This window comes from Serratia myotis (assembly GCF_027474885.1).
GTDB classification, from domain to species: domain Bacteria; phylum Pseudomonadota; class Gammaproteobacteria; order Enterobacterales; family Enterobacteriaceae; genus Serratia; species Serratia proteamaculans.
Map to the genome: position 1 here is coordinate 337198 of NZ_CP099707.1, position 19354 is coordinate 356551.

A 19354-nucleotide genomic window follows, 5' to 3' on the forward strand; every position below is an offset into this window, starting at 1 on the left:
CGCCGTGTTGAACAACGCTTTAGCGTTGGCCCGCAGGGTGAGGCCTTTGGCCGAATAATCGAACGTGTTCGATGTAGAGTCCTATCCCTGAAATGCAAAAACCCAGCCATAGGCTGGGTTCTTTAAATATGGTGCCCGGACTCGGAATCGAACCAAGGACACGGGGATTTTCAATCCCCTGCTCTACCGACTGAGCTATCCGGGCAACGCGCAGCATTAAACCGTATTGGCCGAAGGCAGTCAACGGCTTTGTGAATGAAATCAGGTAAAACGCGACTGGTTGCTGGCTTTTCGGTCAAAGGGTTCGAAAATTGTGCCGAGTTGGCTGCCATTCTGCGGCGGCGGTATACCGCCGCACACTGAATTAGCTTAACGCACCGTTTCTGCGGCACTGGGCCACCTGCAAGATATCTTCCGCCAGCCGCTTGGCGACGGATACGTCCTGTAGCTGGCGTTTTACCAGCAGTTTGCTCAGGCAGCCTTCCTGGATCAGCTCCATTTGCTGCGCCACCATGTCGGCGTCGTCGGCGTCCATTTCCCGCAGCAGATCGCGGGTCAGATCCAGCGAGGTGAGTTTCTGTTGCTCAGCCAGCTGGTGGATCGGGTGATCCACTTCCGGGAAGAAACTGCAGGCGGCGATAAACAGGCAGCCGGGGTAGCGGTCGTGTTTGACGTATTCTTCCAAAACGTCATAGCGTGCCAGCAGCTTTTGCTGTGGGCTCAGAGTCTCGTCCAGCAGTAACTGGCGGCGCCAGGTATCAATTTGCTGACCATGATAGCGCAGGCAGTCATACAGCAGCGCTTCGCGATCCGGCCAGAACCGTTTCAGGTCGCCCGGTTGCACCTCGAGTTTATCTGCCAGCATTTCCAATGTGGTGGTCGCCAGGCCCTGTTGTTCCAACAGCCCCAGTGCCGTATCAAGGACGTGTTCACGTTGCACTTGTGCTTCCTCCAAATTCGGTTCCGATCCTCAGTGTTATTTATTGCACCGTTTTCTGCAAATGCGCGTTGAACGCCGCCGCATCCATAAAGCCGGTAACCCGTTGGGTCGTTAACTCTTGCCCGGTACCGTTAAAGAACAGAATCGTTGGCAATCCCAGGACTTTCAGGTGCTTAAGCAATGCGACCTGTTCGGCGTCGTTGGCCGTGACATCGGCCTGTAACAGCACCGCGTTAGCCAGCTTAGCCTGAACACTGGCATCGCTGAAGGTATATTTCTCGAACTCCTTACAGGCGACGCACCAGTCGGCGTACAAATCCAGCATCACCGGCTTTCCCTGAGCCTGCTGTAGCGCCAGATTGAGTTGATCTACATTACTGATCCGCGTGAAGTTCAGGTGTTGCACCGCTGCCTGCTGTGCGCTGTTGGCGCCAAAGGCCCAGTCTTGCAGCGGTCGTGCGGCGATCACTGCCGCCGCCAGCAGCAATAATTGCAGTGCACGGACCCAACCACGGGAAGTCTTCAGGCTTAACGCAAATGCCCAACCGAAGAACGCCAGGCCGAGCAGGCTCCACAACCGCAGTCCCCACAGATCGCCAATCACTCGCTCCAGCAGGAACACCGGCAGAGCGAGGATCACGAAGCCAAAGGCTTCTTTGACATACTGCATCCATGGGCCGCTGCGTGGCAGCAGGCGGTTGCCGAACAGGGTCACCAGCACCAGCGGGATCCCCATCCCCAGCGCATAGAGATACAAGGTGCCACCACCGGCCCACATATTGCCGCTTTGGGCGATGTACAGCAGGATCGCGCTGAGCGGCGCCGTGGTGCAGGGGGAGCAAATCAGTCCGGCCAGTGCGCCCATCAGGAATACGCCGGGCAGCGAACCGCCTTGTTGGCTGTTACTCCAGCCCGCCAATCGCGTTTGCAGCGAAGAGGGCAACTGCAGCGAATACAGACCGAACATCGACAGGGCCAGCGTGATAAACAGCACTGACAGGCCGATCAATACATACGGGTGTTGCAGCGCCGCCTGGAACTGCAACCCGGCGGCGGCGACTACCAGGCCTAGCACCGTGTAGGTCAGTGCCATGCCCTGCACGTAAACCACCGCCAGCGCCAGTATGCGGCCGCTGCTGTGTGGCTTTTCACGCCCAAGGATGATGCCGGAAATCAAAGGATACATCGGCAACACGCAAGGGGTGAAGGCAATGCCAATACCAATCAGTAGCGCCCACAAAGGGGAGAACGGCAGACTGGCGGGTGCCGGTTCTTCCGGTGCGCTGGCCGGCAGTGCGGTTGAAGCACTCACCGCATCCAGAGGGATCACCCGCGTCTCCGGCGGATAGCAGAAACCCGCTTCGGCGCAGCCCTGATAAGTCACGCTCAGGCTGGCACCGCTGGCCGCCTGTTGCAGTGGGATCGGCAGATTCAGCTGTTGTTTGAAAATGGCAACTTCGCCGAAGAACTCATCCTTGTGGCTCAGCCCGGCCGGCAGCTCAAAGGAGCCTAACGTCGCTTGCTGTGGCACCAGTTTAATCTGCTGGCGATAGAGGTAATAACCGGGGCGGATTTGCCAGTTCAGCGTCAGCTGGTGGTCCTGCTGCTTAAAATCGAAAGCAAAAGCCTGATCGACCGGCACGAACTGGTTGCCGCCGTTCGGGGAGAATAGCGATGCCTGGGCCGCCTGCGGCAAAAAAAACAGGCTGCAAAGCAGGAATATCAATTTAATGAGGCGTTGATCCATAACAGGTAGTCTTTATCTCCAGCCATCACCGGCAGCACCAGCAGCTCGGGCGTTTGATACGGGTGATGTTGTTTCAGGTAGTTGAGCAGGGCGTCTTGATGGCGGCGATCGCTTTTGAACAGCATTTGCACTTCATACTCCTGTTCCAGTTTCCCTTCCCAGTAGTATAACGATGATGCGCCGGGCAGCAGCGTGACGCAGGCCGCCAGTTTTTCCCCCAGAACCCGGGCCGCCAGGTCTTGAGCCGTGCCCTCATCGGGTGCGGTGCAGAGTATGACGACAGCTTCGCAATCAGACATCTTCAGCCCTCTCATCCAGATTATCAGTGGGCACTATACCTTGAAGGGCGGTCGGCTAGAAGGCGAGTTTATCGCCAATGGGGCGGGGGGAGAAACCGGGGCCGCAGCCCCGGTGAAAGCATTACAGCATTACGCTGCCCAGCAGGAAGCCGAACAGCACCGCCAATATCACCCCGATGGTGCCGGGAATAAAGAACGGGTGGTTAAACACAAAACGTCCGATGCGCGTGGTTCCGGTGTCATCCATCTGTACTGCGGCGACCAGCGTAGGGTAGGTCGGCAGGATGAACAGGCCGGAGACGGCGGCAAAGGATGCGACGGCGGTCAATGGCGAGACGTTCAGCGCCAGTGCCATTGGCATCAGTGCCTTGGCGGTAGCGGCCTGAGAGTACAGCAGCGCCGAGCAGAAGAAGAAAATCACCGCCAGCAGCCACGGATGTGATTGGATCACGGTACCCGCAGTCTCTTTGATCCAGTCGATATTGGCCTGTACAAAGGTGTCACCCAGCCAGGCCACGCCCAAAATACAGATACAGGCGCTCATACCGGCCTTAAAGGTGCTGGAGTTGAGCACCATATCGGTATCGACTTTGCACAGCAGGGTGGTCAGGGTGGCGACGCTCAGCATGATGATCAAAATCGCGTTGGTGGTGTTCATCAAGGGTTTTGCCACCAGGCCGAGACCCGGGCTGTTGATGATGGCGTAGGCCACCACGCACAGTACGCCCAACAGGAACAGCAGCACCGAGACTTTGGCGCGTGGTTTGATTTCCACCACCTTGTTGCCGCGCAGGGTAACCAGACCTTCTTCAAGGCGTTTCTGGTAAACCGGATCGTCAGACAGTTTGGAGTCGAACATCCAGCTGACCAGCAGCGACATCAGCACCACGGCGCAGAAGGTAGAAGGCATTACCACCATCAACAAGTGCAGATAGCTGACGCCATGGCCTTCCATCACGGAGGACATGTAGACCACCGCAGCGGAAATGGGGGAGGCGGTGATGGCAATCTGGGCAGATACCACGGCGGTAGATAGCGGACGGCAAGGCTTGATGCCCTGTTCTTTCGCCACTTCGGCAATCACGGGCAAGGCAGAAAGCGAAATATTGCCGGTACCGGCGAAGATAGTCAGAAAATAAGTGACGATCGGCGCCAGAATAGTGATGTGTTTGGGGTTCTTGCGCAGCAGCTTTTCAGTTTGCTGCACCAGATAATCCATCCCGCCTGCGACCTGCATTGCCGAGATCGCGGCAATCACTGCCATGATGATGGAAATGACATCGAACGGAATGCTGCCCGGCTTCACGCCAATCAGTGCCAGGACCAAAACGCCGAGCCCGCCTGCAAATCCAATCCCGATACCGCCCAACCTGGCCCCTAAAAAAATGGCCAGCAGAACGATAACCAATTCTACGGCTAACATAGTGTCTACTCCTCAAAATAAGATTATTTGAAAATAAAAAGTTAAATTTTTGTGGGCGATGGAAAGTAAAAAGGCACGCTATCCAGAGGATTTAGCGTGCCTTTTTGGGCTACCGGGTGTGTCTGTTATTGTTCATTTTCATCCGTATAGCGTTTGGCTTTATAGGCCGGGTGCATCAGGTTCTCCACGGAGAAGATGTCATCCAGCTCGGCTTCGGTCAGCAGACCGCGTTCCAGCACCACTTCGCGTACGCTCTTGCCGGTTTCGGCACAGATCTTCCCGACGATGTCACCATTATGGTGGCCAATGAACGGGTTCAGATAGGTGACGATACCGATAGAATTGAAGACGTAGTGCTCGCAGACTTCTTTATTCGCGGTGATGCCGTTAATGCATTTTTCCAGCAGGTTATAACAGGCGTTGGTCAGGATGTGGATGGACTCAAACATCGCCTGGCCAATCACCGGCTCCATCACGTTCAACTGCAACTGGCCTGCTTCGGCCGCCATGGTAACGCAAGTGTCGTTGCCAATCACCTTGAAACACACCTGATTGACTACTTCCGGGATCACCGGATTCACCTTGGCAGGCATGATAGAAGAGCCCGCCTGCAGTTCCGGCAGGTTGATTTCGTTCAGGCCGGCGCGTGGGCCTGAAGACAGCAGGCGCAGGTCGTTACAGATTTTGGAGAGTTTGACCGCCAAACGTTTCAGCGCGCTGTGCACCATGACGTAGGCACCGCAGTCGGAAGTGGCTTCGATCAAGTCTTCGGCCAGCACGACCGGCAGATTACTGACTTCCGCCAGTTTCTGTACCGCCAATTGCGCGTAACCTTCCGGAGTGTTCAGAGCGGTACCGATCGCCGTGGCGCCCAGGTTCACTTCCAGCAGCAGTTCGGCAGTGCGGTGCAGGTTGCGAGTCTCTTCTTTCAGCAGCACGCTGAAAGCATGGAATTCCTGACCCAGAGTCATAGGTACCGCATCCTGCAACTGGGTGCGGCCCATTTTCAGAATGGTTTCGAATTCTTTGGCCTTGTGGTCAAAACCTTCGCGCAGCTGGTTGATGGCGTCGATCAGCTTTTGGTTGGAAGCGTAAACGGCAATGCGGAAACCGGTAGGGTAGGCATCGTTGGTGGACTGGCATTTGTTGAGGTGATCGTTAGGGTTCAGGTATTGGTATTCGCCTTTCTGATGACCCATCAGTTCCAGGCCGATATTCGCCAGCACTTCGTTGGTGTTCATGTTCAGCGAAGTCCCTGCACCGCCCTGGAACACGTCTACCGGGAACTGATCCATACATTTGCCTTTATCCAGTACTTCATCACAGGCCTGGATGATGACATCGGCGATTTTGCGTGGGATGGTTTTTAGTTCTTTGTTCGCCAGCGCAGCGGCTTTTTTTACCATCACCATGCCACGAACAAACTCGGGCACATCGCTAATTTTGCTATTGCTGATATAAAAGTTTTCAATCGCACGCAGAGTGTGAACACCGTAATAGGCTTCTGCGGGGACTTCACGTGTTCCTAACAGGTCTTCTTCGATACGAATGTTATTTGACATGAGAACCTTCTTTATATTGCTGCCGAATTAATTAATTGTCAGGTAACCAAATTATGTTGCCGAAGGCTTCAGGCGTGAAACGATTAACCACAGTGCCCGTTGCTGCCCAGATCATATGCTGGTTAGTAATAAATGACTGAATCCAGATCACCTTCTTAGCCTTCTAAAATCACGTGTTTCCCGTTCTGTGATCTCATTCACGTTTACTAACTTTAGCAATAAAAAAGGGCCTTTGGTTGAAATGACCATTGGCTGACCCCATTGTATTCAGGTCGGCCGTTTACCGGCCCCTTTTTCGCGTCGTCGCCTCCGTGCGGCGGCGTAGATCTACCAGAGGAGAACCAGGTGCGCTGGTTACCGTTACTGCTGATATTTCTGTTGGCATACATAGAAATATCTCTATTTATCAAAGTCGCCGCCGTCATGGGCGTGGCGATCACCCTGTTGCTGGTGGTGTTCACTTCCTGCGTTGGTATTTCGCTGGTGCGTAATCAGGGCATGAAAACCTTCATGCAGATGCAACAGAAGCTGGCCGCGGGTGAAAGCCCTGCGGCGGAAATGGTGAAGAGCGTTTCACTGGTGTTGGCGGGCTTCCTGCTGCTGGTGCCGGGGTTCTTCACCGACTTCCTGGGTCTGTTGCTACTGCTGCCGCCGGTGCAGAAATCGCTGACGCTGAAGCTGATGCCGCATCTTTCGGTCTATCGTCCTGGCGGTTGGGGACCGGGCGGGGATGCTGCCAACGGCAATACTTTTGACGGCGAGTTTCAACGTAAGAACGACGATCGTTACACGTTGGATCACCAGCCTGACGATCACGACAAACCTAACGATCGATAAAAAAACGCGGCCCAGGCCGCGTTTTTTGCATCCGTAGCCCAGTATGGCCATCAAAAGCGAAAATTTTTTTGTCTGGCCCCTTGAAGGGGGATGGAATGCCCCCATTTCAAATCCCACGAGGCCGGTAATAACAATCCGGTGACAACCCTAAATCTGATAGAGACCTTCTTACAGGAGAGCGTTCAATGAGTATTCGTCCATTGCATGACCGCGTTATCGTCAAGCGCAAAGAAGTTGAATCAAAATCTGCTGGCGGCATCGTTCTGACTGGCTCTGCAGCGGGTAAATCTACTCGTGGTGAAGTAGTAGCCGTTGGTAAAGGACGTGTTCTGGAAAGCGGCAGCATCCAGCCGCTGGATGTGAAAGTTGGCGATATCGTGATTTTCAACGACGGTTACGGCGTGAAAGCAGAGAAGATCGACAATGAAGAAGTGTTGATCATGTCCGAAAGCGACATTCTGGCAATTGTTGAAGCGTAATAACGCTTTATCTTCTGAACTGAACGAGTTGAAGGGAAATACCAATGGCAGCTAAAGACGTAAAATTCGGCAATGACGCTCGCGTGAAAATGCTCCGCGGCGTGAATGTTCTCGCTGATGCAGTAAAAGTGACCCTGGGCCCGAAAGGCCGTAACGTAGTGCTGGATAAATCCTTCGGCGCTCCTACCATCACTAAAGATGGCGTATCTGTTGCTCGTGAGATCGAACTGGAAGACAAGTTCGAAAACATGGGCGCGCAGATGGTGAAAGAAGTTGCCTCTAAAGCGAACGACGCTGCGGGCGACGGTACCACCACTGCAACCGTATTGGCTCAATCCATCATCACCGAAGGCCTGAAAGCAGTGGCTGCCGGCATGAACCCGATGGATCTGAAGCGCGGTATCGACAAAGCGGTTATCGCCGCTGTTGAAGAGCTGAAAAAACTGTCCGTACCTTGCTCTGACTCCAAAGCCATCGCTCAGGTAGGCACCATCTCTGCAAACTCCGACGAAACCGTCGGTAAACTGATTGCAGAAGCGATGGAAAAAGTGGGCAAAGAAGGCGTTATCACCGTTGAAGAAGGCACTGGCCTGCAAGACGAGCTGGATGTTGTTGAAGGGATGCAGTTCGACCGTGGTTACCTGTCTCCGTACTTCATCAACAAACCAGAAACCGGCTCTATCGAACTGGAAAGCCCGTTCATCCTGCTGGCTGACAAAAAAATCTCCAACATCCGTGAAATGCTGCCAGTACTGGAAGCCGTGGCGAAAGCCGGCAAACCACTGCTGATCATTGCTGAAGATGTTGAAGGCGAAGCGCTGGCTACCCTGGTGGTTAACACCATGCGCGGCATCGTGAAAGTGGCTGCGGTTAAAGCACCTGGTTTCGGCGACCGTCGTAAAGCCATGCTGCAGGACATCGCTACCCTGACTGGCGGTACCGTAATCTCTGAAGAGATCGGTCTGGAGCTGGAAAAAACTACCCTGGAAGATCTGGGTACGGCTAAACGCATCGTGATCAACAAAGACACCACTATCATCATCGATGGTAATGGTGAAGAACCTGCGATTCAGGGCCGTGTGTCCCAGATTCGTCAGCAGATCGAAGAAGCAACTTCTGATTACGACCGTGAAAAACTGCAAGAGCGCGTAGCAAAACTGGCTGGCGGCGTTGCGGTAATCAAAGTCGGTGCAGCTACCGAAGTTGAAATGAAAGAGAAGAAAGCTCGCGTTGAAGATGCTCTGCACGCAACCCGTGCTGCAGTAGAAGAAGGCGTGGTTGCTGGTGGTGGTGTTGCACTGATTCGTGCAGCGTCCAAACTGGGTGAACTGCGTGGCGTGAACGAAGATCAGAACGTGGGTATCAAAGTTGCGCTGCGCGCAATGGAGTCCCCACTGCGTCAGATCGTTCTGAACTGCGGCGAAGAGCCATCTGTTGTTGCTAACACCGTGAAAGCGGGCGAAGGTAACTACGGTTACAACGCAGCAACTGAAGAATACGGCGACATGATCGCGATGGGTATCCTGGATCCAACCAAAGTAACCCGTTCTGCTCTGCAGTACGCGGCTTCTGTGGCTGGCCTGATGATCACCACCGAGTGCATGATCACCGACCTGCCAAAAGGCGACGCTCCTGATTTAGGCGGCGCTGGCGGTATGGGTGGCATGGGCGGCATGGGCGGCATGATGTAATCATCCCCCACACGTTTGTGTGCTGAAAACCCCGGTCAATTGGCCGGGGTTTTTTTATGCTCTGTGGGATCAGTCTTCCGCAGGTGCAGTGGCTTTTTGCTGACTATTGAAGAACAGAAATGCCGGATACTCGCTCTCGTGGGTACTCAAGGCCGCCTCTTTACCGTAATTGGTTGTGACGCAGAAGGATATTTCTCGAGCACCTCTGGCCCATGCGGCTTTGATTACGTTGCTAATATCCTCCGAGTTGCGATAGTCGCCATTTGCGCCCACCCAGGAACGTGAAACTTGTCTCCCACCGCAGGCTGGGGCATTACGCTGGGTCAAAGTCTCTTCATCCCACTCGGTGCTGGTCTCATAGAAACGCAGCATGTGGCTTGAGTTATCGTTGATATTGCTGCTGTGGAAACGCAGGAAAATACCATTGTAGGGCACTCCGTCCAGCTCTTTTTCTTCGGGCAGCTTGAATTTGAAATAGGCGGTTTTACGTTTTTCCGGTGAGTCATCAGTGCCATATTGGGTCAGCATGCGGGGTTCACTGCCGTAGTTGGCATTGGCAAACTCGCCACCGAGCGTATAGCTGTCGGCGATCGCCGGCTCGTAGAGACTTGGCAGGTTTTTATCGCACAGGACGTCGCTATTAAGACAGTGATGGGTGGCATATTTTAGGGTGTTCTCACGCCAGCCATTAAAGAAATCAGCATGAGCGGTGTACAGACTGCCCCATTTGGGCTCAACCCGTCCCCCGGTGATGGTAGGGTTCATCGATAACCGCAGGGCTGAGAGTTTGGTTCCGTTAGGGAGTACGTAAGCAATATTCATCTGCAGCAGCGGAATTTTAACCGGGTAGTTGGATGGGCAAACGCCGTCTACATCATATACCGCATTGCGTGGCCCATGATGCGGAGGGGCCAGGTGTTTGCCGTCCCAGCAGTTGGGGAAGGAAAATGCCAGGTTAAATTGCGTGCGACCATCGCCATAGGTTGGACAGGTTTCCAAAGGATCCCGGGTGTAATGGCCACCCTCATCCGTTTTACAAAAATAAAGGACGCCTTCTTTGGCACTGCTGCTTTCGTGTTGCCCGACCATTAACTGCAAGCCTTTGGGAAAAGCGACCACCGGATAGCGGGTATCGGCATTACGGTAGTAGGTTTTCATATGATCAGGCTCAATGATCTCCCCGTTGGTGGTATCCAACATTTGTGGTGCCCAGTAGGCGGATCCATCGGCCATTGAAGTGCAGGTGTTATCCGGCTTGGCCATCAGTGAATCTACCGTGCTATAGGCATTGGCCTCTTTGTTACCAAAGAAATCGTGCACCATGGATTCCCCCGGGCGGCCAAATGCCATCATCGGATCGTCCGGTAAGGTATGGGACAACAGGCATTCAATATTGAATTGTCCCATGCCCTTTTCTGCTGTACCGCCTTCGGCATGAGCCGCACCGCTGAGCGCCAGCATTACGCCGCTGGAAAGGAGAAGTAACCCTTTGTTTTTTTGCCCGTTCATATTAAGAATATCCCTCGATGATTGAGTCCATAAAACAGAATAAAAAGGAGAATGGAGCTTTGGCGTCAAGGTGGCACAAAATTGAGATCGGGTAGTCTCAAATTCGATGAATATAAGGTTTTTTAAGTTGTTGGGTTCTTATTAACCCTGAAAATCAACTCATCGGGATGGGATAAACGTGGATTGATGGGTATTTGCGTGCTTAGTCGCACTGTATTTGATGATATTTTTGCAGACCAGGCTGATTTAGCTGGTAAACTGATCTTTCATCAGCTGTCGCTCAAGACGTTGGCCTGGCACCAGTGGCAACGGATGCTTAAGAGATGGCATCGCTTTCTGATAAGCTTTTGCGAAATTCTCAATATCATATGGGGAACAAGATGCGGATTAAAGCCTTACTGGGTCTTTCGGCAGCTGTGCTGCTGGCAGGTTGCAGCAGCACCAATGAACTGTCCGCCGCAGGTCAGCAGGTTAAATTTACCGACACCAAACCGGCAGCAGAGTGCCAGCTGGTTGGCGAAGTGACTGGCACCCAGAGCAACTGGTTGTCCGGTAACGGGGGTGAAGGCAGCTCCATGCGTGGCGCGGCAAACGATCTGCGCAACAAGGCCGCAGCGATGGGCGGCAATGTGATTTATGGCGCAACCAGCCCAAGTCAGAACCTGCTTTCAAGCTTTGCCCCGCTGGACAGCAAAATGGCCGGCCAGGTTTATAAGTGCCCGTAACGGCCTAATGAGCAACTCGTAACATAAAAAAGAGGCATGCCCCGGCATGCCTCTTTTTGTATCTGCAATATATCCGTCAGTCAGTCTTGCATCAGGTGCAGATCGAGAGGGGTTTTGCTTGGCTTTCCGCCGACTTCGCGGGTCAAACGCGGCACCAAATAGCCGGAAACCTTGCTCAACAGTGCCTGCATGATAGCGCGCGCCTCGTCGTCGCTGACCATAAAGTGCGCTGCACCCTGCACCTTATCCAGCACGTGGATGTAATAAGGCAGAATACCAGCGTCAAACAGTGCGTTGCTCAGGGCCGCCAGCGTATCGGCATCGTCATTGATACCGCGCAGCAGCACGCTTTGATTCAGCAGCGTGACGCCAGCCAGACGCAGTTGTGCCATGCTGGCCTGCAGCTCGCGGTCAATTTCATTGGCATGGTTGATGTGGGTGACCATCAGTACCTGAAGACGCGACGCCGACAGCCGCCGACACAGCTCTGGAGTAATACGCGCCGGGATAACCACGGGCAAACGCGTGTGGATACGCAGGCGTTTTAGATGCGTAATGGCTTCAAGTTCACCGATCAACCAGTCCAGTTCGTGGTCCTTTGCCATCAGTGGATCACCACCGGAGAAAATAATCTCATCCAGTTCCGGGTGTTGACGGATATAATCCAACGCCTGACGCCAGTTGGCCTTATTGCCCTGGTTGTCCTGATACGGAAAATGGCGGCGGAAGCAGTAGCGGCAGTTGACCGCACAGCCGCCTTTAACCAGCAGCAAAGCGCGATTACGGTATTTATGCAGCAGTCCTGGCACCACGCTACGCTGTTCATCCAGCGGATCGGTGGTGAAGCCGGGGGCGTTGATGAATTCCTCGCTGACGGTCAGTACCTGACGCAACAGCGGGTCATTGGCATCACCCGGACGCATGCGTGCAGCGAAGGCGCGAGGGACGCGCAACGCAAAGAGCTGGCGTGCTTCGCGGCCCTGTGGCAGTTCCGGATGCGTATTCAGTGACAAAAGCTGCAGTAATTCATCGGGATCGGTAATAACATCGGCGAGTTGATGCAACCAATCTTCTCTATATGCCGTATTTTGGGTTATAATGTGTGCCATTTTTTTGGCTAAGCTACCAGTTTAAATATTCAGAGGGCCATCATGGCGACTTATTCTAGCAACGATTTCCGTCCGGGTCTTAAAATCATGTTCGAGGGCGAACCTTACGCTATCGAATCCAGTGAGTTCGTTAAGCCGGGCAAGGGCCAGGCGTTTGCGCGCGTTAAAATGCGTCGTCTGCTGACCGGCAGCCGCGTTGAAAAAACCTTTAAATCTACCGACTCTTGCGAAGGCGCAGACGTGGTAGATACCAACATGAACTACCTGTACAACGACGGTGAGTTCTATCACTTCATGCATCCAGAAACTTTCGAGCAGCACGGGGTTGAAGAAAAAACCGTATCTGACGCGGCAAAATGGCTGCAAGATAACGCGGAATGTATCGTTACCCTGTGGGATGGTCGTCCTATCGCAGTTCAGCCACCGAACTTCATCGAAGCTGAAATCACTGATACCGACCCAGGCCTGAAAGGCGATACTGCCGGTACCGGCGGCAAGCCTGCAACCCTGAGCACCGGCGCAGTAGTTAAAGTGCCATTGTTCGTACAGATTGGCGAAGTTGTCCGTGTTGACACCCGCTCTGGCGAATACGTTTCACGCGTAAAATAAGTTTCAAAACAAAGGAGCCCAGCGTGGCTCCTTTGTTTACCCCTCCCGCATATTGTTGGCAGAATCCACATAATGAAGAAAACTCTGTTGGCCATTATCTCCCTGTTGTTACTGATGTCCCTTAGCGGGTGTAATACTTTCCGTGGCTTCGGTGAAGACGTTCAGCACCTCGGCGGCGCTATCTCGCGAACAGCCAGTTAATAAGTATCAAATGCACTAATGTAATAGTGCGAAATAAGACCGTTTTAAACAGCAACTCCCGCTGATATTTACTAAGCTTAGAAAGCCGTACTTTTTCCTCACTGACAAATAAGGGCTTTCATATGCTGAAGAAAAGTATTATCGCGATTTTCTCTTTGATGATCTTAACCTCATTGACCGCATGCAATACCACTCAGGGCGTAGGCGAAGATATTCAGGCTGGCGGTAAGGCCATCCAGCGTAGCGCGCAATAACTTACCTTGCTGATTTCTGCGGTATTCCGCGAACCGCCACGAACAGGCATCGTCGTGGGATACCGTTTCCCCTGCTGAACTTCCTCCTGCAAGCACCTTTGTGCTGTTATCCTCTCCAGCGGAAGGTATAATCTCTGCGCATATCACAACGCTAAACGGGACGACCTGTTTACGCATCTGCATTCGGGGACGACCCCATCGTAATGGAGCCTGTTACATGGCTTGGATTATTCTGCTTATTGCCGGTTTACTTGAAGTGGTTTGGGCTATCGGCCTGAAATACACCCATGGTTTTACCCGCCTGACCCCCAGCCTTATCACTATTGCCGCCATGGTGGTCAGTATGCTGTTGTTGGCGCATGCGATGAAAACGTTGCCTGCCGGCACGGCCTACGCGGTATGGACCGGTATTGGTGCAGTAGGGGCAGCGATTATGGGGATGGTGTTACTGGGCGAATCAACCAATATTGCGCGCATTCTCAGCCTGTGCCTGATCGTTGTTGGCATACTCGGGCTGAAGTTCAGCAGTCACTGATTGTGCGACTGTTTTACCCAAATCAGCTTATCGATAGCAAAGCCGTTGTTCTTCGCGGTTTGTAATAACCTGTCGCGTGTGGCAGCGTCCAGCTCTGGCGTGCGCGACAGGATCCACAAGTAATCCCGGTTCGGGCCGCAGACCAGCGCGTAGCGGTAATCCGTATCCAACTCAATCACGTTATACCCGCCATAGAAAGGCCCAAAGAACGACACTTTTAGCGCAGCCACCTGCGGTGAGCCAATGAAATAGGCTTTGCCGGTGCTTTCTTGCCACTGTTGTTTTTGCGTATTAAAGCCACGGTTAATCACTTTCAGGCCGCCATCTTCGCGTGGGGTGTAATTGGCGGTGACCTGTTCAAGGCCACGTTCGAAGCGGTGGTCAAGGCGAGCGATTTCGTACCAGGTTCCAAGATAGCGCTGGCTGTCGAAATTATTCACTACTTTGACGTCCTTCGGCGGGGAAACGCTGCAAGCGACAGAGAGCACGGCGGAAAGCATCACACAAAGTTTTGACCAGAAATGCATGGGTGACTCCTGTTTACCTGATTGAGTTAAACAGTGTAGCCCAAAGGCAGGGCTGGCGACCTACGAAAGTGGGCCGCCAGAAGGGGTTTACAGGGTCACTACGCCGATAACGGTCACGACGCTGAGGATTGCTGCCAGGCCGTAGAATACCCATTTGCCGGCTGGCACATGGATTTTCAGATCATGCATCGCATGGTGGATACGGTGAAGACCGCACCACAGCGGCAGGATAATCATCAGCAGCAGGAACAGGCGGCCGATCAGGCTTTGGCAGAATGCCAGTACGCGGTCGTAGCCCAGCGCATCGCCGGGAAACAACCCCAGCGGCAGCAGAATGCCGACCAACAGTACGATAGCGGGGGCAATGATCGCTCCCCACATGCCGCCGGCGCCGAATAATCCCCAGAAAACCGGTTCGTCTGAGCGTTTAGGTGCTTGATTTATCATGTTTCCTCCGGATTACACCAAGGCCACGGCCAGGATGACCACGCTGGCGATCAGGGTCACCGCCCACAGCGTTTTCACTATGGGCCCCGGGCCCATTTTCTCGCTGTTGACCACTATATTGGCGGCTTTCGGCGCCAAATCGAACCAGGTCTTGGTATGCAGCAGCGCGGCCAGCAGGGCGACGACGTTAATCAGCAGTACCAGCGGGTTTTGCAGAAAACCGACGAAACCCGCCCAGCTGTCCACGCCGCCTTTCAGCGCAAAGACACCGTAGATCAGCACGATACTGAACCAGACTGCCGGTACCGAGGTACTTTCTCGCAGCATATAGAAACGGTAGAAGCCGAGCTTTTGCCACCAGGTCGGCGTCATGGTGCGCACATAGGGCTTACGTTGTGTTGTCATTACTGTTTATCTCCCTTATTGCGGCTTCAGCATGGCGATCATGAAGTCTTTGGCACTCTCTACCTTGCCCTGCTGAATAGCAGCGGCCGGGTCGACGTGCTTCGGACAAACTTCAGAGCAGTAGCCGACAAAGGTACAACTCCAGACGCCGTTTTCACCATTGAGCTGCGCCATACGCTGTTTCTGGCCGTGATCGCGGTTATCCAGGTTGTAGCGGTGCGCCAGAGTGATGGCCGCCGGGCCGATAAACTCTGGATTCAGACCGAACTGCGGGCAAGCGGCATAGCACAGGCCGCAGTTGATGCAGCCGGAGAACTGGTGATACTTGGCCATCTGCGCCGGCGTCTGCACGTTAGGGCCATCTTCCGGTTTGCGGTTATTGCCGATGATGTAAGGCTTAATCGCTTCCAGACTTTCGATAAAGTGGGTCATATCGACCACCAGATCGCGTTCAATCGGGAAGTTGCCCAACGCTTCTACCTTCATGCCGCCGGTATATTCGCGCAGGAAGGTTTTACAGGCCAGCTTCGGCACCCGGTTGACCATCATGCCGCACGAGCCGCAGATTGCCATGCGGCATGACCAGCGGTAGGAAAGGTCGGGGGCCAGGTTATCCTTGATGTAGCCCAAGGCGTCGAGCAACGAGGTTTGCTCATCATAAGGCACCGCGAAGGTCTCGAAATGCGGCTCAGAGTCGCGTTCCGGGTTATAGCGCATGACCTCGATTTTCAGCGTGTTCATCTCAGCCATTTGCCTGCTCCTTATCCTTTTTATCCTGCGCTTCGGCTTCAGCGCCGTACACACGTTTGGCCGGTGGCAGTTTGGTGATCTTCACGTCGCTGTATTCCAGGCGGGGTGCGCCGTTCGGGTTATGGAACGCCAGCGTATGCTTAAGGAAGTTCACGTCGTCACGTTCGGTACAGCCTTCGTCCAGACGCTGGTGAGCACCGCGGGACTCTCTGCGGTTTAAGGCGGAGTGCGCCATGCATTCGGCCACGTCCAGCCCGTAACCCAGCTCGATGGTGTACAGCAGATCGGTATTGAACACGCTGGAGCTGTCGGTAATTTTGACGCGCTTAAAGCGTTCTTTCAGCTCAGCCAGTTTATCGACGGTTTTCTGCATCAGTTCCGGTGTACGGTAAATACCGCAGCCTTCTTCCATCGACATGCCCATCTCGTCGCGGATTTTGGCCCAGTTTTCGTTGCCTTCCTGCTTCATCAGGTTGTTCAGCCGGGTTTCGACGTCGCGCCCTTGAGCATCCAGGGCACTGCCGTTGGCTGGGCCGGTTTCCAGCGCGCGGCGAGCGGCTTGCTCTCCGGCCACCCGGCCGAACACCACCAGTTCCGCCAGTGAATTGGAACCCAGGCGGTTGGCGCCGTGCAGGCCGACGGAGGAACATTCGCCGACGGCAAACAGCCCCTTGATGCGGGTTTCGCAGTTTTGATCGGTTTCAATGCCGCCCATGGTGTAGTGCGCGGTTGGGCGCACCGGGATCGGCTCTTTCACCGGATCGACACCGACGTAGGCTTTGGCCAGTTCACAGATGAACGGCAGGCGTTCCAGCAGTTTCTTCTCACCCAGGTGACGCAGGTCGAGATAGACCACATCACCACGTGGGGTAGGGACGGTGCGACCGGCACGCCATTCGTGCCAGAAGGCCTGCGAGACTTTGTCACGCGGACCCAGCTCCATGTATTTGTTCTTTGGCTCACCCAGCGGAGTTTCCGGACCCATGCCGTAGTCCTGCAGGTAACGATAGCCGTCTTTGTTTACCAGAATACCGCCTTCACCACGGCAGCCTTCGGTCATCAGGATACCGGAACCCGGCAGGCCGGTAGGGTGATATTGGACGAACTCCATATCACGCAGGGGGATGCCGTGGTGGAACGCCATGCCCATACCATCACCGGTGACGATGCCGCCGTTGGTGTTATAGCGATACACGCGGCCGGCACCGCCGGTCGCCATGATCACGGCATTGGCGCGGATCTGTACGCGAGTGCCTTCCATCATGTTCATCGCTACCAGGCCGCGGGCCTGGCCATCATCTACCAGAATATCCAGTACAAAGTGCTCGTCGAAACGCTGGATTTGCGGGTATTTGAGGGAGGTTTGGAACAGGGTGTGCAGCATGTGGAAGCCGGTTTTGTCGGCGGCGAACCAGGTGCGTTCAATCTTCATGCCGCCGAAGCGACGTACGTTGACCGAACCGTCTTCTTTACGGCTCCATGGGCAGCCCCATTGTTCAAGTTGGGTCATTTCGCGCGGGCAGTTGTGAACGAAATGGTCGACCACATCCTGCTCACACAGCCAATCGCCCCCGGCAACGGTGTCGTTGAAGTGGTAGTCGAAGCTATCGTGATCCTGAGTGACGGCGGCGGAGCCTCCTTCAGCGGCCACCGTATGGCTGCGCATCGGGTAGACTTTTGAGATAAGCGCGATTTTCAGTTGGGGGTTGGCTTCCGCTGCGGCTATTGCTGCACGTAAACCAGCACCCCCGGCCCCAATAATGGCAAGATCGGCGTTAAAGGTTTGCACTGCATTCCTCCAATATTCTTGTTAAGAACGGCAAATTAAATATCTATGCTTAATATTTATAAAAATTCTTCGGGTGCTAACTAACTGAGTTCATTATCGTTGCATTAACACTAAGGATAGATATCTCCCACCAATAATGTGGAATTAACTATACCTAAAGTTAAGTAGAAGAAATTTGATGTGATCGATTGTTTTGCCTTTTAACCGCTGGCCGGAAGGATAATTTACTGCCAGCAGGATTTAACGTTTATTCACCTTTTATTAACCTTATTACTAACGCTTTATCAGTTAATGGCTCGGTTAAAAGCGTCCTGCCTGTTAAGAATTTGTTTGCATGCCGGGATACGAGTAGACTGCATCCCCTGTTTGATTTCGGAGTAATTACCATGAGCGAAACGGCAAGCTGGCAGCCAAGTGCACCCATCGCCAATTTGTTGAAGCGCGCAGCGATCCTGACTGAGATCCGGCGTTTCTTCGCCGATCGTGGCGTGTTGGAAGTTGAGACGCCAACCATGAGCCAGGCGACGGTCACCGATATCCACCTGTTCCCGTTCCAGACGCGTTTTGTCGGGCCCGGCGCGGCGGATGGCCTGACGCTGTACATGATGACCAGCCCGGAATACCACATGAAGCGGCTGTTGGCGGCGGGTAGCGGTCCGATCTATCAGATGGGACGTAGTTTCCGTAATGAGGAAGCCGGCCGTCACCACAACCCTGAATTCACCATGCTGGAGTGGTACCGTCCGCATTACGACATGTACCGGCTGATGAACGAGGTGGACGATCTGCTGCAGCAGGTGCTGGATTGCGACAGCGCGGAAACTCTGTCATATCAGCAAGCTTTCTTGCGTCATCTGGATATCGATCCGCTGTCAGCGGAAAAGGCGCAGCTACGTGAAGCGGCGGCCAAGCTTGATCTGAGTAACATTGCCGATACCGAAGAAGATCGCGATACGCTGTTGCAGTTGTTGTTCACCGTCGGCGTGGAGCCGCACATTGGCCGTGACAAGCCGGCGTTCGTGTATCACTTCCCGGCCAGCCAGGCATCGCTGGCGGAGATCAGCACCGAAGATCACCGGGTAGCGGAGCGTTTCGAGGTTTATTTCAAAGGTATTGAGCTGGCGAATGGCTTCCGTGAACTGACGGACAGCCGCGAGCAAGGTCAGCGCTTTGCACAGGACAACCGCAAGCGTGCGGAACGTGGCCTGCCACAGCACCCGATTGATAACAACCTGCTGGATGCTTTGCAGCACGGCATGCCTGAATGCTCCGGTGTGGCGTTAGGGGTTGACCGCCTGGTGATGCTGGCGTTGGGGGCCGAGAGCCTGAGTGAAGTGATTGCCTTCCCGGTTGGGCGCGCGTAACCGCGATACCCGTCGTCTTTCAAGCTGCAGCGTTGTTACCTGCACTAGCTCACCCCAGTTACTTACTCAAGTAAGCGCCTGGGGATGAGCGAGCTGGGCGCCTAGCTGCAACTTGAAAGCCATAGGGTATATTGTGGTGGTAAAAGGGTTCG

Annotated in this window: 21 protein-coding genes and 1 tRNA gene; 9 read left to right on the forward strand and 13 right to left on the reverse strand. The window is 54.1% G+C overall.

All coding sequences use genetic code 11. From position 1 onward, the window contains the following. Positions 1-129: 129 nt before the first annotated feature. From NHG65_RS01480 to aspA, 6 genes are all read right to left on the reverse strand, one after another. Positions 130-205: transfer RNA gene (locus NHG65_RS01480), tRNA-Phe, on the reverse strand. 159 nt (positions 206-364) lie between these two features. After that, positions 365-940 (reverse strand): transcriptional regulator, encoded by a 576-nt coding sequence (locus tag NHG65_RS01485; protein WP_099065434.1) that lies wholly within the window; start codon positions 938-940, stop codon positions 365-367. A 40-nt stretch (positions 941-980) separates the two neighbouring features. After that, a complete protein-coding gene (locus NHG65_RS01490) occupies positions 981-2687 on the reverse strand; it encodes a protein-disulfide reductase DsbD (RefSeq protein WP_413478860.1) in 1707 nt (568 codons plus the stop codon). Continuing rightward, positions 2663-2986, reverse strand: a complete 324-nt coding sequence (gene cutA / locus NHG65_RS01495) for a divalent cation tolerance protein CutA (RefSeq protein ID WP_099065432.1) — start codon at positions 2984-2986, stop codon at positions 2663-2665. The genes NHG65_RS01490 and cutA overlap by 25 nt, the downstream gene beginning before the upstream one ends. A gap of 121 nt (positions 2987-3107) precedes the next feature. Further along, positions 3108-4409, reverse strand: coding sequence for an anaerobic C4-dicarboxylate transporter (locus tag NHG65_RS01500; RefSeq protein ID WP_112347880.1), 1302 nt, complete (start codon positions 4407-4409; stop codon positions 3108-3110). A gap of 125 nt (positions 4410-4534) precedes the next feature. Next, positions 4535-5971: an aspartate ammonia-lyase gene (gene aspA / locus NHG65_RS01505; RefSeq protein ID WP_129935278.1), complete on the reverse strand. Its 1437-nt coding sequence runs from the start codon at positions 5969-5971 to the stop codon at positions 4535-4537. A 345-nt stretch (positions 5972-6316) separates the two neighbouring features. Here aspA and NHG65_RS01510 point away from each other — a divergent pair, with 345 nt between their 5' ends. The 3 genes from NHG65_RS01510 (at position 6317) to groL (ending at position 8978) form a co-directional block, all read left to right on the forward strand. Continuing rightward, the gene (locus NHG65_RS01510) at positions 6317-6808 is read left to right on the forward strand and encodes an FxsA family protein (RefSeq protein WP_099065430.1); all 492 of its coding nucleotides are present in this window, start codon (positions 6317-6319) and stop codon (positions 6806-6808) included. A gap of 185 nt (positions 6809-6993) precedes the next feature. Beyond that, positions 6994-7287, forward strand: coding sequence for a co-chaperone GroES (locus NHG65_RS01515; RefSeq protein WP_085119369.1), 294 nt, complete (start codon positions 6994-6996; stop codon positions 7285-7287). 44 nt (positions 7288-7331) lie between these two features. Beyond that, a complete protein-coding gene (gene groL, locus NHG65_RS01520) occupies positions 7332-8978 on the forward strand; it encodes a chaperonin GroEL (RefSeq protein ID WP_099065429.1) in 1647 nt (548 codons plus the stop codon). A gap of 69 nt (positions 8979-9047) precedes the next feature. Here groL and NHG65_RS01525 read toward each other — a convergent pair whose 3' ends face one another. Continuing rightward, positions 9048-10487 (reverse strand): DUF1996 domain-containing protein, encoded by a 1440-nt coding sequence (locus NHG65_RS01525; RefSeq protein WP_232519116.1) that lies wholly within the window; start codon positions 10485-10487, stop codon positions 9048-9050. 380 nt (positions 10488-10867) lie between these two features. Here NHG65_RS01525 and NHG65_RS01530 point away from each other — a divergent pair, with 380 nt between their 5' ends. Next, entirely contained in the window at positions 10868-11212 is a 345-nt protein-coding gene (locus tag NHG65_RS01530; RefSeq protein WP_012004874.1) for a DUF4156 domain-containing protein, read from the forward strand. A gap of 80 nt (positions 11213-11292) precedes the next feature. Here NHG65_RS01530 and epmB read toward each other — a convergent pair whose 3' ends face one another. Further along, on the reverse strand, positions 11293-12321 hold the full coding sequence (gene epmB / locus NHG65_RS01535; RefSeq protein ID WP_207978132.1) for an EF-P beta-lysylation protein EpmB: 1029 nt from the start codon (positions 12319-12321) through the stop codon (positions 11293-11295). A gap of 42 nt (positions 12322-12363) precedes the next feature. Here epmB and efp point away from each other — a divergent pair, with 42 nt between their 5' ends. From efp to sugE, 4 genes are all read left to right on the forward strand, one after another. Further along, positions 12364-12930, forward strand: a complete 567-nt coding sequence (efp, locus tag NHG65_RS01540) for an elongation factor P (RefSeq protein ID WP_004952647.1) — start codon at positions 12364-12366, stop codon at positions 12928-12930. 69 nt (positions 12931-12999) lie between these two features. Continuing rightward, positions 13000-13131, forward strand: coding sequence for an entericidin A/B family lipoprotein (locus tag NHG65_RS01545; RefSeq protein ID WP_085119376.1), 132 nt, complete (start codon positions 13000-13002; stop codon positions 13129-13131). A gap of 122 nt (positions 13132-13253) precedes the next feature. Further along, positions 13254-13385 carry an entericidin A/B family lipoprotein gene (locus NHG65_RS01550; protein WP_044553925.1) on the forward strand — a complete coding sequence of 44 codons (132 nt, stop codon included), beginning with the start codon at positions 13254-13256 and terminating at the stop codon, positions 13383-13385. A 217-nt stretch (positions 13386-13602) separates the two neighbouring features. Beyond that, positions 13603-13920 carry a quaternary ammonium compound efflux SMR transporter SugE gene (sugE, locus tag NHG65_RS01555; protein ID WP_017891350.1) on the forward strand — a complete coding sequence of 106 codons (318 nt, stop codon included), beginning with the start codon at positions 13603-13605 and terminating at the stop codon, positions 13918-13920. On the opposite strand, the gene blc is transcribed toward sugE, so the two are convergent. The 5 genes from blc to frdA form a co-directional block, all read right to left on the reverse strand. After that, the gene (gene blc, locus NHG65_RS01560; protein WP_499182867.1) at positions 13914-14447 is read right to left on the reverse strand and encodes an outer membrane lipoprotein Blc; all 534 of its coding nucleotides are present in this window, start codon (positions 14445-14447) and stop codon (positions 13914-13916) included. The two genes, sugE and blc, sit on opposite strands and share 7 nt — an antisense overlap. Before the next feature lie 87 nt (positions 14448-14534). Beyond that, the gene (gene frdD, locus NHG65_RS01565; protein ID WP_085119381.1) at positions 14535-14894 is read right to left on the reverse strand and encodes a fumarate reductase subunit FrdD; all 360 of its coding nucleotides are present in this window, start codon (positions 14892-14894) and stop codon (positions 14535-14537) included. A gap of 12 nt (positions 14895-14906) precedes the next feature. Continuing rightward, positions 14907-15299, reverse strand: coding sequence for a fumarate reductase subunit FrdC (gene frdC, locus NHG65_RS01570; protein ID WP_085119382.1), 393 nt, complete (start codon positions 15297-15299; stop codon positions 14907-14909). A 15-nt stretch (positions 15300-15314) separates the two neighbouring features. Then, positions 15315-16049, reverse strand: coding sequence for a succinate dehydrogenase/fumarate reductase iron-sulfur subunit (locus NHG65_RS01575; protein WP_085119384.1), 735 nt, complete (start codon positions 16047-16049; stop codon positions 15315-15317). Next, a complete protein-coding gene (gene frdA / locus NHG65_RS01580) occupies positions 16042-17838 on the reverse strand; it encodes a fumarate reductase (quinol) flavoprotein subunit (protein ID WP_499182868.1) in 1797 nt (598 codons plus the stop codon). Before frdA ends, NHG65_RS01575 begins: the two co-directional genes overlap by 8 nt. 386 nt (positions 17839-18224) lie before the next feature. On the opposite strand from frdA, the gene epmA reads away from it, so the two are divergent. Then, positions 18225-19202, forward strand: a complete 978-nt coding sequence (gene epmA, locus NHG65_RS01585) for an elongation factor P--(R)-beta-lysine ligase (protein ID WP_099064460.1) — start codon at positions 18225-18227, stop codon at positions 19200-19202. Positions 19203-19354 lie beyond the last annotated feature (152 nt).

Coding starts and splice junctions, on each gene's coding strand:
- NHG65_RS01515 (WP_085119369.1), top strand. CDS start 6,994: ATGAGTATTCGTCCATTGCATGACCGCGTTATCGTCAAGCGCAAAGAA.
- frdC (WP_085119382.1), bottom strand. CDS start 15,299: ATGACAACACAACGTAAGCCCTATGTGCGCACCATGACGCCGACCTGG.
- sugE (WP_017891350.1), top strand. CDS start 13,603: ATGGCTTGGATTATTCTGCTTATTGCCGGTTTACTTGAAGTGGTTTGG.
- NHG65_RS01490 (WP_413478860.1), bottom strand. CDS start 2,687: ATGGATCAACGCCTCATTAAATTGATATTCCTGCTTTGCAGCCTGTTT.
- epmB (WP_207978132.1), bottom strand. CDS start 12,321: ATGGCACACATTATAACCCAAAATACGGCATATAGAGAAGATTGGTTG.
- NHG65_RS01575 (WP_085119384.1), bottom strand. CDS start 16,049: ATGGCTGAGATGAACACGCTGAAAATCGAGGTCATGCGCTATAACCCG.
- cutA (WP_099065432.1), bottom strand. CDS start 2,986: ATGTCTGATTGCGAAGCTGTCGTCATACTCTGCACCGCACCCGATGAG.
- blc (WP_499182867.1), bottom strand. CDS start 14,447: ATGCATTTCTGGTCAAAACTTTGTGTGATGCTTTCCGCCGTGCTCTCT.
- aspA (WP_129935278.1), bottom strand. CDS start 5,971: ATGTCAAATAACATTCGTATCGAAGAAGACCTGTTAGGAACACGTGAA.
- NHG65_RS01525 (WP_232519116.1), bottom strand. CDS start 10,487: ATGAACGGGCAAAAAAACAAAGGGTTACTTCTCCTTTCCAGCGGCGTA.
- NHG65_RS01530 (WP_012004874.1), top strand. CDS start 10,868: ATGCGGATTAAAGCCTTACTGGGTCTTTCGGCAGCTGTGCTGCTGGCA.
- epmA (WP_099064460.1), top strand. CDS start 18,225: ATGAGCGAAACGGCAAGCTGGCAGCCAAGTGCACCCATCGCCAATTTG.
- efp (WP_004952647.1), top strand. CDS start 12,364: ATGGCGACTTATTCTAGCAACGATTTCCGTCCGGGTCTTAAAATCATG.
- NHG65_RS01550 (WP_044553925.1), top strand. CDS start 13,254: ATGCTGAAGAAAAGTATTATCGCGATTTTCTCTTTGATGATCTTAACC.
- groL (WP_099065429.1), top strand. CDS start 7,332: ATGGCAGCTAAAGACGTAAAATTCGGCAATGACGCTCGCGTGAAAATG.
- NHG65_RS01500 (WP_112347880.1), bottom strand. CDS start 4,409: ATGTTAGCCGTAGAATTGGTTATCGTTCTGCTGGCCATTTTTTTAGGG.
- frdD (WP_085119381.1), bottom strand. CDS start 14,894: ATGATAAATCAAGCACCTAAACGCTCAGACGAACCGGTTTTCTGGGGA.